Raw genomic sequence first — 15,039 nt, 5'->3', positions numbered from 1 at the left:
CTCATTGCCACTTCAATTAATTAGAAGCGATAGTTTACACGGCCATAGTAGAAACCACCGTTGTAATCGAATGGACCACTTTCATAGTACACCGCACCTAACGCACCTAAAGTGCCGTCTTTTAGCTTCTGCGCTTCTTGATCGAAGATGTTGTTTGCACCCACTGATACCGTTAGGTTATCAAGTACCGCATAACTGACTTCAAGGTCGATAGTCACTGCAGCATCAGCCATTTCAGACCCAGCAGCAGAGGTATCATCAGCATGGGTTGCATAGTACTCACCAAAGACATTACCACGAACTGACATGCTTAAATCATCCCAGCTTTGGCCCCAAGTAAGGGTGGCACGGTGTGCAGGAATACCATCTTCTAAACGACGAACCTTACCTGCATCCGTTGTTTCAGGATCAAATTTATCAACAATGGTATCTGTCCAACCATAGGCTAAACTAAATTTGGCATCACCTGACAGCATTTCTGTCATATAAGTACCTACAATATCAACACCTTGAGTCGTTGTATCAAAATCATTAGTGTAGAAAGTTACCGCCGAGATTAACTCAGGGAATTCAACACCGGCAGCTCTTAATGCATCATAGTCACTGGCTTCAACCGAAATTTGGCTTGACTGTGCAATGCGACCGGTTACTTCAATGTTGTAGTAATCAACCGTTAAGAACAAGTTATCGTATTGATACACAAAACCAGCTGCATAGCTAACAGACTCTTCTGGATTAAGTACTTCACCCCCATAAAAAGCAGATAAAGGATTGGTTGGCGGCGCAGTAAAGGTTTGGATCAAGTCACCGTTAACAATCGATGTTTGAGTGTTCACTACGTTTTCTTGACCCACAGTTGGCGCACGGAAACCAGTACTGTGTGAAGCACGAAATGATAATTCATCGGTTGCAACATACTGCGCGGTTAACTTGTAGTTTAATGTGTCGCCAAAAGTAGAGAAATTTTCATAACGCAGTGCAAAGCCTAATAATAAGTCTTCGGTTAAATACGCTTCAATGTCGGTATAAACACCAATGTTGCTTCGGTCATTTTTACCGGCTGATTCTGGACCAAAACCTTTAAAGCCGTGTGAGCCAATGTTGAAGCCTTGATCAGCATAAGGACCTGCAATCCATGAAGCTTCATCACCTTGACCAATCTCAAATGACTCTTCACGCCATTCAAAACCAGTAGCAAAGCTAATATCTTCTAAGCTACCAATAGTCACGAAACGACTAAAGTCTATGTTAACAGTTGTTTCGACTTGCTCGTATGAACCAGTATCAAAGTCAGTTGGTGTATCTAAACCCATTGATGGGTTTAATGAGTTCTTTAAACCAAAGCTGGCTTTGTTACTGCCCGTACCTGCGCTCACATCATACATCCACTCGCCAGACTCGCCTTTTACACCAGCGAAGAAAGACATATCTTCAATTTTACCGGTGAACTGAGGTGTATACCCGCCTGGACGGATTTGGTTCATTGAGAAACAGTTCGGATCGGCAACCATCGCTTGATACTCTGGCGTATTAAGCACGTTTGGTACTTCAGCAGAGATAACACCACAAGTCGATTGGTCGCCATTTATCGCACCAACCAATAGCTCTCTCGTATCATCATCTGGATCATCTGGATCATTTGGATTGATTGTTGAATAAACCAAACTACGATCTTGTGGATTACGATAGTAAAAACCACCCGTCGCTTTGCGTGAGGACACATTACCAAAAGCGTATAAATGGGTGTTGTCATTGATATCAAAGCCTGAATTTACAAATACGGTAAAATCATCATTGATTTCTGGGTTACCCCAAGTTTGCGCAGGGTCTTGAATGGATGTATTACCCGCTGCGGCAATCGCTGCGGCATCTGGGCGTTGTACACTGCGGCTAGTCGCATCAGCGGTTTTATATTGTGCACTGAGGTTAATAAAACCATCATCCGTCAAAGGTAAACCAATATTACCGTCAATGGTGGTTGCTGCGCCGTCACCTTCGTAATATTCACCCTGACTAACAGTAATTGATCCACCTTCAGAAGCATCCTTTAATACGAAGTTCATCACACCCGCAATCGCATCGGATCCATACTGCGCCGCAGCACCGTCACGTAATACTTCAACTTGCTTTAATGCCACACCAGGGATCACTGAAATATCAGGGCCTTGCGCACCATCGTTAATGCCACCACCTTGGAAAGCAATAACGGAAGCACGATGACGGCGTTTTCCGTTGACCAAAATAAGCGTACTGTCAGACGGGAGGCCACGTAAGTTGACCGGGCGAACAAGCGTCGCGGCATCACTAATAGGTTGTGCTCGAGAGTTAAAAGAAGGCACTGATGTCACTAACATATCGATCATGTCAGTCGAACCATTTTTTTTCAGGTCATCACTGCTGATAATATCAATTGGAACCGGTGAATCACCAATTGAACGAGGTGCCGCACGAGAACCTACGACTGCGATTTTTTCGACATTTTCTTTTTTTGCGATGTCTTCATCTTCAGCAAAAGCTTGAGAGCTAATAACCGTTCCGGCAAGTGCAAATGAAATGGCTAAGCTCAGAGAGCTGATACCAAATTTAGATTTTTTTGATTGAATCATTATTATGTTCTCAATTGCTTATTATTGTTGTTTGTCGACGATATTTTTCACAAAAATGAGTGAAAAACATGTCTCTCCCTATCGAAACACTCCCTATTTACAATACATTCTTATAACAATTAAATTACAATTGCTAACACTTTTTTGGATAAATAAGCATATGCTAAATAGGTGTTAACAAAAACATAACCTAAGCAGTTGATTTTTAGTGACATAGATCACACAAAAAATTATTTTCAATAAGTAAACTTTTACAACACAATCTCCATAAAACTCAACTGTAACCATAATTTTACGTTTAAAACGTAAGCGGTCAATTAAGCGGTGGAGCCCGATATCATCAAGCTTTTAGATCGGCATGCCAAGGTAATAAATCACTTAAATCAGCAAATTTATCCCGTTGTGGCAGTTCCGTGAAAAGTTTTTGGAAGTAAAAGTACGGGTTAATATCGTTGGCACGGCAAGTCATCACCAAGCTATAAAGTGCAGCACTGGCTTTTGCACCATTTACCGATTGGCAGAACATCCAGTTTTTCCGCCCCGTCGTAAACGGCCTGATATCGCGTTCAGTGACATTATTATCAATGCCTAATTCACCTGATTCAAGGTAACGCCTCAGTTTTTCCCACTGATTCAATGTGTACTTGATTGCTACCCCAATTTTACTTTTGGGCAGGACTGTTTTCTCGCTTTTTTCTAACCATTCATGCAACGATGTTAAGATTGGCTCAGCCTTTTCCTGCCGGAGTGATTTTCGCTTATCGGGCGGTAATGTTTTTGCCCGCTTTTCTATTGCATACAGTTTTTGAATATAATTGATACCGACTGTTGCTTTGCCGGTTTTCTTCGGTTGCACCGCTAAGGCATCGTGGAATTTGCGTCTGGCGTGTGCCCAGCACCCGACTGGCATTATTCCTTCTATATTGTCGTAAACACTGTAACCATCACATTGTAAATATCCGGCATAATCTGCTAGAAATGCTTCTGGGCAACTGCGTGCACGACTCGGTTGATAATCATAAATAACAACAGGGTTATCGCTAAATTCATTGCTGCGATAGACCCACATATAGGATTTAGTTGCTGCTTTTCTATCTGGTTCATCCAATACTTGCACCGTTGTTTCATCTGCGCACAGCGTTGATTGAGCGAGTAGATTAGCTTTCATCGCAGCAATTAACGGCCTAACTAATTCGGCACTGGCTATGCACCAATTGGCCAGTGTAGCGCGGCTAATATTTAAACCGCCACGGGCAAATATGTCGGTTAACCGATAAAGCGGTAGGGCATCACAGTATTTGGCGGTCACCACAGCCGCAAGCGCTTCAGGGCTGGCGATACTCTGGGGGATCGGCTGTGCAGGCTTAGGCGCGGTAATGACAGAGGTACTGGTTGATGTTGTTTCACATTCACGGCAAGCATACTTGGTTTGCCTGTGCTTAATGACGCTGATCTTCTCTGGAATAATGTTGACTTGTTCGCTTTCTTGCACACCGCATTCACGCATCACATGACCACAGCAATCGCACATAGGGCTGTCAAGAGTATAAGATCTTTCTTCACGTTCAAGGTGCTCAGGTAATCGTTTTCGACCCGTTTTACCTTGTTGTTTATTTTCATTTTTATTTGTGGATTGATCCTGCTCAGCTTCATTGAATGTGCCTTTCGGCATTTTCTCACTGCGTTGACCAAACTGCTTATTGCGGTTGAGTTGCAATTGTTCCAAAGCGATATTAAGGCGGTTTTCCAAGTCTTTATTTTTAGCATTGAGCACCTGATTTTCATGCTGCAACATTGCCAGCATTTTTTTTAGTTGTTCAATATTATCAGGCTGTTCAGTTGTCATTAATTAGCGTTCAAGACCAATAGATAGCGCTAGTTTGCCTGCTGTATTTGATCATGCAACCGCTATTTAGCGATCCAGTGATGATCACCTCACTGTCAGGCCATTTAAGGGTTTATGCCCATGGGATACTTCTAACGATAAGCCTGATAGTAACCAATTTAGCTGATGCTGGTTGATTGTCAGCGCGTCTTGTTCGTCGTTAGCGCCAGGCCACTTAAAGCGACCTTTTTCTAGCCGCCGATAGTAAAGCCAAAAACCATTAGTATCCCAAAATAAAATCTTAATTTTGTCCCGGTCGCGATTACAAAAAATAAACCAGGCTTGATTCAACGGATCCATTTCCAATACATCACTGACGATTAAAGATAAGCCATCAATGGCTTTACGCATGTCGGTATGGCCGGTAACAAGATAGATCTGCTTATGTGGTGTCATGCTGATAGCACGCGTAAAAATTGTTGTAATTTGCTTGGCGCTAATGAGGCTGGAAAAGAAAACAGATAGCCGTTGGGCAATGCCAGCGTGAGTGGCTGGTCAGGTTTAATTTCAGGAAAAATCAGCGGCACCACTTTTTGCTTAGTTGATGACGAATGCGGGTTAAGTTTTTTAGTCCACGCATAAAATGTAGATAGGGTTAAGTCATTGGTTTTACAAAATTCAGCTTTGGTTAATTTACTTTCAGTTTGCTGCTGAAAAATGCGTTGCCAGTATTGTATTTTATCGTTTTTTGACATGATTGTTTTCCTAGATTTAGTTAGGAAATAATCATGTCACATTTGAAGGTTATTGGTATGTGCGGTTAATTGAGCGCTTACTTTAAAACCGTGTTTTTTATAACGAGAGTTTTAAATAAAAACATCTAAAGTGAATCATCTAATTCCGATTCAATTTCAGTCAATCTTTGCCAATTAATATTGACCCGTGTAGCTTAGTAAAATAATCTAAACGGACGTTTGATTTATACTTGTTACTAATAATCAAAAATAATAACCAAAAATATCTAAGGTGGTATGTATGGCATATGATGCAGATTCAATACTTGATTTACACCAATACACATCCATAGTTGATTTAATCGAAAAAGCTTGCGACAAGTATGCAGATAACACGGCATATGCCTGTCTTGGAAAAGACACTACGTTTGCTGAAATAGAACGAAATTCTCGCCATTTTGCCAGTTATTTACAGCATTGCACCTCTTTGCAACCAGGCGACAGAGTCGCAATCCAGCTGCCTAATATTACTCAGTTTGTTATCGCAGCTTATGGCGCGATTCGTGCGGGAATGGTGTTAGTCAATACCAACCCTATGTACACCGAGCGCGAACTTATTCATCAATTTAACGACTCAGGTGCAAAAGCCTTAGTGGTGTTATCTGATTTACTGCCAACCTTACCCAACGTCATCAGCAAAACAGCAGTAGAGTTGGTTATTTCAACCCACGCAATGGATCTTATTCAGCCACAACAACAGCCAGATACGTTATTCGATAAAGTCACCTTTATCGCCGTGTTAGCGGAAGGAGCCCAACATCAATACCACCCCGTAAAACCAACCCACGATGACTTAATTGCATTGCAATACACAGGTGGAACAACGGGTTTATCCAAAGGCGCCATGCTCAATCATGGCAACCTTTTAGCCAATTCTGGCCAAGTAAAGTCACGAATTGCCAGCACCATGACCGAAGGACATGATGTATTTGTCGCACCATTACCGATTTATCATATCTATGCTTTTATGGTTAATTTAGTGTTGTATTTTGAGTCCGGTGGTTGCTCAGTATTAATTCCAAACCCTCGTGATATTGCTGGGCTAATCAATACCATGAAAGCCTATCCATTTACCGGGTTTGCTGGCTTAAACACATTATTTGTCGGTCTATGCCATCAACCAGAATTTAAAGCCTTAGATTTCAGTAAAATGAAAATAACCATTTCTGGTGGTACGGCATTAACCAGTGCAGCGGCTAATTTATGGCAGCAAACCACAGGTTGTATGATTTCAGAAGGCTATGGTTTGTCTGAAACATCTCCGGTAGTCAGCATTAATGCCCCTGGATATCAACGCCTTGGCACTATTGGTAAACCAGTATTAGGGACTGAAGTTCGAGTACTGGATATAGATGATAATGAGGTCGCTGTCGGACAAGCTGGCGAACTTGCCGTGCGTGGCCCGCAAGTGATGCTAGGGTATTGGAATAAGCCAGAAGAAACCGCTAACGTCATGACCAAAGACGGCTTTTTTAAGACTGGCGATATTGGGGTTGAGAGTGAAGATGGTTATCACACCATTGTCGATCGGAAAAAGGATATGATTATTGTCTCTGGCTTTAACGTTTATCCTAATGAAATCGAAGATGTGCTATCAACCCATGAGTTAGTGCTCGAATGTGCCGTGGTGGGGGTTGAAGATGAACGTTCTGGTGAAGCAGTAAAAGCCGTGATTGTTCTAAAACAACAATCGACGAATATTGATGAGACAAAACAAATCATTAAAGATTATTGTCGCAGCCAACTGACTGCATATAAAGTGCCACGAATTATTGAGTTTACAGAACAATTACCAAAAAGTGCAGTTGGCAAAATTTTGCGTCGGGAGCTCCGTAAATAGAGAGCAAGTAAGTAGAGAGCGAGTAAGTAGAGCGCGAGTAAGTAGAGCGTTATGTTGGTAAAACGTCAGGTCACTCACCTCAACTCAGGATAATAAGCACTCATCAAGCTGTCGTTATCAAGTGCGATTATCTAACTGTGATTATCTAACTGTGATTATCTAACTGTGATTATCGAACTGTGATTATCGAACTGTGATTATCGAACTGTGATTATCGAACTGTGATTATCGAACTGTGATTATCGAACTGTGATTATCGAACTGTGATTATCGAACTGTGATTATCGAACTGTGATTATCGAACTGTGATTATCGAACTGTGATTATCGAACTGTGATTATCGAACTGTGATTATCGAACTGTGATTATCGAACTGTGATTATCGAACTGTGATTAACGAACTGTGATTAACGTCATTTAACACGGTTAATCAATTTGAATAAAAAAGATGCCTAGGCATCTTTTTTATTCGCCACACACAAGCTCATACCTTAAAGCGATAACGATTATGACAACTCGTTATCCATCAATAACTGTAAACTGGCAAATTCACGATATAGCTCATTGCTCGCCATTAATTCGTTGTGGGTGCCGCTGGCAACGAATAGCCCTTTATCTATCACAAAAATTCGGTCTGCATTGATCACGGTCGCCAAACGATGGGCAATAATCACCGTAGTCCGTTTGGCCATAAGTGAATCAAGCGCCTGCTTTACTTTGATTTCGCTTATGGCATCTAACGCACTCGTCGCTTCATCAAGCAGTAATATTGGTCTGTCAGCAAGAATAGCTCTTGCAATAGCAATACGTTGCTTTTGCCCGCCAGACAAACGGACTCCACGTTCACCTAAGTAGGTCCAATAGCCTTCAGTAAACTCGCTAATAAACTCATCCGCTTTAGCGGCAATACAGGCCTGCTTAACCTCTTCATCACTGGCATCTAAGCGACCATAACGCACATTGTCGAGGACATTCATGGCAAAAATCACCGACTCTTGCGGCACAAGCGCATACTGTTGGCGTAAGTCAGCCAATGTCAGAGTCGAAATATCAATACCATCTAATAAAATTCGCCCTTGTTTAGGCTGATAAAAACGCATCATTAATTCAAATATGGTGCTCTTCCCTGCTCCGCTAGGCCCTACTAACGCCACTCTTTCACCTGGAGCAATCGTTATCGACAACTGGCGGATCACGTCTTGTCCCAGATCAGACGGATAAGCAAAGCTCACCTTATCAAAACTAAGCAAACCATTAACAGGCACGACTAATTGATTCGGTGTAACTTGCTCAGGTATATCAATAGGCGTATTAACTAACTCAACTAACCGCTCTGCTGCGCCAGAGGCGCGTTGGATCTCGCTAAACACTTCACTGATGGTCGCCACCGAGCCTGCAACCATAACGGCATAAAACATAAACGCAGACAGCTCACCACCGGTGATACTGCCAGACATAACATCTTGTGCCCCAATCCAAGTCACAAAAGCTATCGCCACAATGCTTAAAAACATCACAGTTGAAATCAGTAGTGCGCGATATTTGATCCTGCCTTTAGCCACATCCATTACCGCCTCAACTCGGTCGGCAAAGAGTTGGCGGTCTTTAGCTTCGTGGGTATACGCTTGCACGGTATGAATTTCATGTAATGTCTCATCGATATACGCACCAAGATCGCCGACCCTATCTTGGCTTTTTCGCGACAAGGTTCTCACTTTCCGTCCAAAAAAACTGACTGGCCCTAATACCAAAGGCACCGCTAACAACACTAATGCCGTCAATTTAACACTGGTAAAAGCCATCATAACGATGCCACCAACCACAGTCACACTTGAACGCAGCGCCATAGATAAACTGGACCCAACAACGCTTTGTAATAAAGTGCTGTCTGCGGTAAATCGTGAAATCACCTCCCCCGTTCGCTGAGTCGCAAAAAAAGCAGGTGATAACAATAATAAATGATTGTATACCTGTAACCGAATATCAGCACTGACCCGCTCGCCAAGCCAAGTCATGATATAAAACCGGCAGAAAACCGCAGTGCCACTGATCGCGGTAATAGCAACTATAAACAACATAATTTCATTCAAGCGCCCAGCATTATCAGCAATAAAGCCTTCATCGACCATTAACCGAACACCTTGCCCAAGCGATAGCCATGCCAGCGATCCAATAAACAGAAATACAATCGCCGCCACTACCTTCATACGATAAGGAGACAGAAATTGTAAAATCCAAGGTAAAACAGAATGCCGTAAAGGAGGTTTAGCAGAAGATGGGGACTCAGTTGAAATAGTCGTTGGATTCGTCACAGTATTAACCAGCATATATAACTAAGATATTCTGATAATACCAACAAAACACCACATTGTAGATGCCTTAACAATAAGGGCCGACACAGCAGGATTACGACCGCCGAAAAAATGATGCTAGTATCACTAAAAAATAAGATGAAAAATAGCATGAGAAATAATATAAGACAATCACACGGCTTTACATTAATAGAGTTGGTTGTTGTTATGATTATTTTGGCCTTATTGGCCGTTGTCGCGCAAAGTAAATTTATTGATTTACGCACTGACGCAATAGTGTCGACTATGGATGGAATGGAAACAGCCATGCAGTCAGCTGCAACATTAACCTATTCAAAAGCCGCTATTGCTGGCGTCGAGAGGCTTGCGATAACTACGCTGAATATTGATGGTGTCGATATTAAGTTGGCCTATGGTTACCCAGATGGTACCGCTGCGGGTATACCATTATTAATGAATCTACCTGAAAATGATTGGAACAAACGCGAAAGTGTGTTTCCTGGAGCATGGATATACTGGCATGGAGTGATCACTGAGGACGCTGGCAAAGCGGCGTGTTATTTACGTTATAGGCAAGCAACATCAACCACGGAACGCCCTATTATTAATGTTCAAACCAGCGGCTGTTAACAGCCCAAAAATGCCATTAAGATTCAGGATAACGCTTTTCAATCGCTTTCAAAGAGCGTAAAAACAAGCCTAAACCACCCACGCTGAGCACCAAAATAACGATTAAATCAAACGCGCTCATGTAAGAAAAACGAAAATGAATCGAGCTTATTACCCCAAAAATCAACGCCACTAACGAACCAAATGTCAGCAACCACCCGAGAATATTTTTAGCGTTATAAAACATAATTCCCACGCCAAACATAAAGGGTATCATCACCATGCCACTGGTAAATCCAAAGCCGCCCAGCTGATATAAATGGCTGCTAAAACCAAATGAGCTGGTTACTTTGATAGCATTTAACAACATATAAAAGCCACCACAGATCATCACTAACCCAATAAAGAACTGACCCATTCCACCAGATGTTCCACCAGCACCTTTCATCATTATTCCTTGAAAACCATTATTTTACGGCAATATATTGATATTACTCAACCGTACCGTTAATAGCAATTATCTCTGTTGCATGAGTCTTTTTACCGAATAATGATTTACCATCAAAGCAAAATATTTATATCACCTTGTTTATATTAAAAATTCAACATGGAGTGTAAAAATAGCTATTCCAGGAGGAAAGACAGATAACCGATAGAATCGCGGCACTAGGCTAATTGTCCTTATTAACTTGTTTAAGCCTAAGCCTCGCGCTGCTAGGTGTTATCTGAGATAATATCTGGCTATTTTATCGATATTCTTTTATTAGGTAACACAGTTATGACAACCCAATTTGCTTGTTCAGGTATAGAGCTTGAGCTTTTTCGTTATCCAAGCCAACAAGCATCAAACTTACAAGCATGGGATGCCGCTGATGAACACCTAATCAAATATTTAATCGACGCCGAAATAACAGCAACCACTACCGCCATTCTTAATGATAACTTTGGGGCGCTAACGTGTGCCTTAGCAACCCAAAACCCAAACAGTTCATTGCTTGTCGAAACGGATGCAAAAACCAGTTTACTGGGCTGTCAGCAAAATTTATTACACAACAAACTGGCACCTAGCGACATACATTGGTTAAATAGCCGCGATACATTGCCGCAAAATATTCAGTTAGTGCTGATGAAGTTGCCGAAAAATCTACACTACTTTGGCCAGCAACTTGCCCGTTTATCCACAGTGCTACCTGCAGGAACCAAAGTCCTGATTGGGGCTAAAGCTAAGTCAATTAATCCAGCATTGCTGGCCAGTATTGAAAAAAACCTTGGCCCAGCCTCAGCCAGTTTAGCGTGGAAAAACACACGGGTTATCAGCTGTATTAGCGATGGCAAACAACGCCCATTAGCAAAAGCGGTGAGTTGGAATGTCGATGAGCTCAAACTCACTATGAGTAATCTTGCTAATGTATTTGCTGCCAATAAACTCGATATCGGCGCAAGGATTATGCTCGACAACATGCCCAAAGGTGAATTCAACCACATTATAGACTTAGGCTGCGGTAACGGCATTTTAGGATTACACGCAAAGCAATGTTATCCCGATGCGCATATTCACTTTGTGGATGATTCTGATATGGCTATAGCCTCGGCCAAGCATAATTGGCAAGCTAACGCTTTAGAGACTCACACCACAAACGCTCAGGCCCAAAACCCAGATGGTCAAAACCCAGCGGCGCCTCAAGCCTTTTTCCATTGGGACGATTGCCTGAGCAACTTGCCCGCAGGTGTTGAGCCAGACTTAGTGATATGCAATCCACCGTTTCATCAAGGTGAAGCCATCACCGACCATATCGCTTGGCAAATGTTTGTTGACGCCCATAAGCGTTTAAAGAAAGGTGGCTTATTACATATCGTCGGCAATCGGCACTTGGCCTATCACGTTAAAATAAACCGCATTTTTAAAAACTGCACCACGGTTGCATCCAATGGTAAGTTTGTAATTTTACAAGCCACGAAATAACCCCATTAACGACTGACAGTGAGCCCTTCAGTCGCTTGACCAAGAGTGGATAAAGCGCCAACCCGGTCTACGAATGACTTTTGCAGACCTTAGAGCGAATGTCCACTAAAGCATTTCCAACTTAACCTAATACGCAAATTAACCAATACAAAGTCGTCTTTAAAAAAATGTAAGCGTTATTTTTACGTTAAAAAGGAAGTTATAACCGTGAAAAGTATTTTTTTATTTGGTGAGTGTATGGTCGAATTACAACGTGTAACGGCCACCAGCTTACAGCAATCTTTTGCTGGTGATGTGTATAACACTGGGGTTTACCTTAAGCGCACCTTTAGCGATATTAGCACGCACCTAGTCACAGCCATTGGCCAAGACAGTTTTAGCCAGGCCATGTTGCAACGCTTTGAAGATGAAAAAATTAATACCGATATGGTCTTTAAAAGCACTGACAAAATTGCCGGCCTGTATGCAATACAAACTGACAGTAATGGCGAGCGCAGCTTTACTTATTGGCGCAGCGACTCAGCAGCACGGCAAATGATGCAATTTATTGACGAAGCAGCCATCAGTAAAATCTCTCAGGCGGATATGGTGTTTTTTTCAGGCATTTCTTTAGCGGTTATTAAAGAAGAAGATCGCGAAGCATTTTGGTTACTGATTAAACAATGTAAGCAAGCGGGTGTCAGTATTGTGTTTGACCCTAACTACCGCGCAAGAATGTGGCACAGTCCAGACCAAGCAAAGGCACAGTTTGATATTGCGTTTAGTGTGGCCGATGTCGTACTGCCAGGTGTTGATGACTTTAATCAACTTTACGGTATTCATTCTGTTGAAGACATCATTGCGTTCTGCCAGCCTTACGCCATTAACGAACTGGTGGTTAAAAGCGGTAAAAACAGCATTCACTATGTGATTAATGACCAGCAACAGCATTTTTCGATTACACCAGTAAAAAACGTTATCGACACCACATCAGCGGGCGACTCGTTCAACGGGGTGTATTTAGGCGCGCGCTTAACTGGCGTTGATATCAGCGCCGCCATTAAATTAGCCTCCCAAGCAGCGGGATTTGTGATTCAGCATAAAGGCGCCATTGCACCTAAAATTGAGTTTCATCAATTTATTGAACGTCAAAAATTAATCATGCAATAACAGCTAAAGAGTCATCTTTTGTCGCTTATTGAGTCATTCGTGTTTTAGCTTCAAACCAAGTAATATTATTGAGTCATTTGGACAATTTACCCTATAAAAGCAATAAGAAGACATTGAAAATGGACTATTTAGCCATCAATAAACACGCATGGAACCAGCGAACTCAAATCCACCTCGACTCAACATTTTACGACTTAGACGCATTTATCCAAGGTAAGTCATCATTAAACCCCATTGAACTTGAACAGGTCGGCGATGTACACCACAAAAGCCTGTTGCATCTACAATGTCACTTTGGCCAAGACAGCTTATCGTGGGCAAGACTTGGCGCCAATGTCACTGGCGTAGACTTATCCTGCGAGTCGATAGTAAAGGCTAAGCAACTAGCGGCCCAATTGCAATTATCGGCAAGATTCATTAACCAGGACATCTATCAATTTGGTGAAAACAATATCAAGCAATACGATATCGTGTTCACCTCATACGGAGTGTTATCTTGGTTACCAGACTTAACCCGCTGGGCGCAAACCATTGCTGGCGCATTACGTCCAGGCGGTGAATTTCATTTGGTTGAGTTCCACCCTTTTAATGATGTGTTGTGTGGTTATGGATACTTTCCCCAGACACAACCGGATATCGAAGATGAAGTCACCTACACCGAAAACCACAACGACCAAATTGAAACGGTAGTCACTTGGCCGCATCCGATAAGCGAAGTCATTAGCGCACTCATTAATGCGGGACTCAGTATCGAAGCGTTTAACGAGCATCCTTACAGTCCCTACAACTGCGTCGAAGGTTTGGAGTTTGTGGCAGGTAAAGGTTACCAGCTAAAACATCAAGGCCACCTCATGCCACTTATTTACTCTATCAAGGCAATAAAAGTAGTATAAAAGTAAACGCGTCGCCGCTTTAGGTTAGCTTAAAGTGGTATTCGTTCTTGGGGGGGGCTGTTGATGGGTTGCGGGCGGTGCAAATAATATTCGTAACCGCTGCCCTAGAGATAATTGCGCTTGGGTGACATCACGCCACATCTCGCGCCATTCACTAAATGTCACCACTATCGGGTTAAAACTGTTTACCGGTTTAGTAATACCGTATACCACGGTTTCAATCTCAGGCTCGAACGTACCAAAAATTTTGTCCCATATAATCAGCACCCCGGCATAATTTTTGTCGATATATTGCGGGTTACGCCCATGATGAACACGATGATGGGACGGCGTATTAAAAATCAACTCTAGCGGCCCTAACGACTTAATCGCTTGGGTGTGAACAAAAAACTGCAATCCAAGATTAAGTAACACCGCAAACACCACCCAATTAGGATCAAAGCCAATCACCACTAACGGTAACCAAAACAGCCACATTCCCGCCAGTGGATACATTAAGCTTTGTCTAAATGCAGTAGTGAAATTCATATTTTCAGAGCTGTGATGCACCACATGTGCCGCCCACATCCAACGAATACGATGGCTAGCGCGATGAAACCAGTAATAACAAAAGTCTTGAGCAATAAGCAATAAACCAAAAGTGAATAATGTCATTTCGATATCAAATAAGCGCCAGCCAAAAAAGTGTAAATAGATCTTCGCAATCAATAAGCCCGCGATAATATCCGCCACTTGATGCATGCCTGCCAATACAAAATTACACAACACTTCGCCGGGGCGATATTGAGCATTACTCGGCAATCGCTGGGCGCGAACACCAAACCACCACTCCAATAAAATGCAGCCGAAAAAAATCGGCGCTAACACCAGTAATAACCACTCTGGGTGAGCTATCAGTAAATCCATGTCCATATGTTATCCATTTCTATTTATTATTATTTTAACAACGTTTGTAATAACGCTTCGCTACTTCGCATTCCTAATCAAATCGCTCTTCCGGCACAACCCATTTTAGTAAACCGCTTTTAATAATCCGTTTTTAATAGGC

At 42.3% G+C, this 15,039-nt stretch carries 12 protein-coding genes; 5 read left to right on the top strand and 7 right to left on the bottom strand.

The features are described from left to right. Positions 1-20 precede the first annotated feature (20 nt). The 4 genes from EGC80_RS09405 to tnpA form a co-directional block, all read right to left on the bottom strand. The gene (locus EGC80_RS09405; protein WP_124012339.1) at positions 21-2,606 is read right to left on the bottom strand and encodes a TonB-dependent receptor plug domain-containing protein; all 2,586 of its coding nucleotides are present in this window, start codon (positions 2,604-2,606) and stop codon (positions 21-23) included. Positions 2,607-2,946: 340 nt separating this feature from the next. After that, positions 2,947-4,452 (bottom strand): IS66 family transposase, encoded by a 1,506-nt coding sequence (tnpC, locus tag EGC80_RS09400; protein WP_124011563.1) that lies wholly within the window; start codon positions 4,450-4,452, stop codon positions 2,947-2,949. A gap of 84 nt (positions 4,453-4,536) precedes the next feature. Further along, a complete protein-coding gene (tnpB, locus tag EGC80_RS09395) occupies positions 4,537-4,887 on the bottom strand; it encodes an IS66 family insertion sequence element accessory protein TnpB (RefSeq protein ID WP_124693471.1) in 351 nt (116 codons plus the stop codon). Beyond that, positions 4,884-5,186 carry an IS66 family insertion sequence element accessory protein TnpA gene (gene tnpA / locus EGC80_RS09390; RefSeq protein WP_124011565.1) on the bottom strand — a complete coding sequence of 101 codons (303 nt, stop codon included), beginning with the start codon at positions 5,184-5,186 and terminating at the stop codon, positions 4,884-4,886. Before tnpA ends, tnpB begins: the two co-directional genes overlap by 4 nt. Positions 5,187-5,466: 280 nt before the next feature. Here tnpA and EGC80_RS09385 point away from each other — a divergent pair, with 280 nt between their 5' ends. Beyond that, positions 5,467-7,065 (top strand): AMP-binding protein, encoded by a 1,599-nt coding sequence (locus EGC80_RS09385; protein ID WP_124012340.1) that lies wholly within the window; start codon positions 5,467-5,469, stop codon positions 7,063-7,065. A 506-nt stretch (positions 7,066-7,571) separates the two neighbouring features. Here EGC80_RS09385 and EGC80_RS09380 read toward each other — a convergent pair. Continuing rightward, a complete protein-coding gene (locus EGC80_RS09380; RefSeq protein WP_164839444.1) occupies positions 7,572-9,392 on the bottom strand; it encodes an ABC transporter transmembrane domain-containing protein in 1,821 nt (606 codons plus the stop codon). 135 nt (positions 9,393-9,527) lie between these two features. Between EGC80_RS09380 and EGC80_RS09375 the strand changes: the two genes are divergently transcribed. Next, positions 9,528-10,007, top strand: a complete 480-nt coding sequence (locus tag EGC80_RS09375; RefSeq protein WP_164839443.1) for a PulJ/GspJ family protein — start codon at positions 9,528-9,530, stop codon at positions 10,005-10,007. Between the two features lie 16 nt (positions 10,008-10,023). On the opposite strand, the gene EGC80_RS09370 is transcribed toward EGC80_RS09375, so the two are convergent. Then, a complete protein-coding gene (locus EGC80_RS09370) occupies positions 10,024-10,434 on the bottom strand; it encodes a hypothetical protein (protein ID WP_124012674.1) in 411 nt (136 codons plus the stop codon). Positions 10,435-10,764: 330 nt separating this feature from the next. Between EGC80_RS09370 and EGC80_RS09365 the strand changes: the two genes are divergently transcribed. From EGC80_RS09365 to EGC80_RS09355, 3 genes are all read left to right on the top strand, one after another. After that, on the top strand, positions 10,765-11,949 hold the full coding sequence (locus tag EGC80_RS09365; RefSeq protein WP_124012342.1) for a methyltransferase: 1,185 nt from the start codon (positions 10,765-10,767) through the stop codon (positions 11,947-11,949). 207 nt (positions 11,950-12,156) lie between these two features. Further along, the gene (locus tag EGC80_RS09360) at positions 12,157-13,098 is read left to right on the top strand and encodes a sugar kinase (protein ID WP_124012343.1); all 942 of its coding nucleotides are present in this window, start codon (positions 12,157-12,159) and stop codon (positions 13,096-13,098) included. 119 nt (positions 13,099-13,217) lie between these two features. Beyond that, positions 13,218-13,991 (top strand): class I SAM-dependent methyltransferase, encoded by a 774-nt coding sequence (locus EGC80_RS09355; protein ID WP_124012344.1) that lies wholly within the window; start codon positions 13,218-13,220, stop codon positions 13,989-13,991. Positions 13,992-14,015: 24 nt separating this feature from the next. Here EGC80_RS09355 and EGC80_RS09350 read toward each other — a convergent pair whose 3' ends face one another. Beyond that, positions 14,016-14,903 carry a sterol desaturase family protein gene (locus tag EGC80_RS09350; RefSeq protein ID WP_124012345.1) on the bottom strand — a complete coding sequence of 296 codons (888 nt, stop codon included), beginning with the start codon at positions 14,901-14,903 and terminating at the stop codon, positions 14,016-14,018. Positions 14,904-15,039: the final 136 nt, after the last annotated feature.

Origin of the sequence: Shewanella psychromarinicola (assembly GCF_003855155.1) — a bacterium.
GTDB classification, from domain to species: domain Bacteria; phylum Pseudomonadota; class Gammaproteobacteria; order Enterobacterales; family Shewanellaceae; genus Shewanella; species Shewanella psychromarinicola.
Note: the sequence above shows the minus strand (reverse complement) of the source record. Positions and strands in the feature narration are given on the sequence as shown.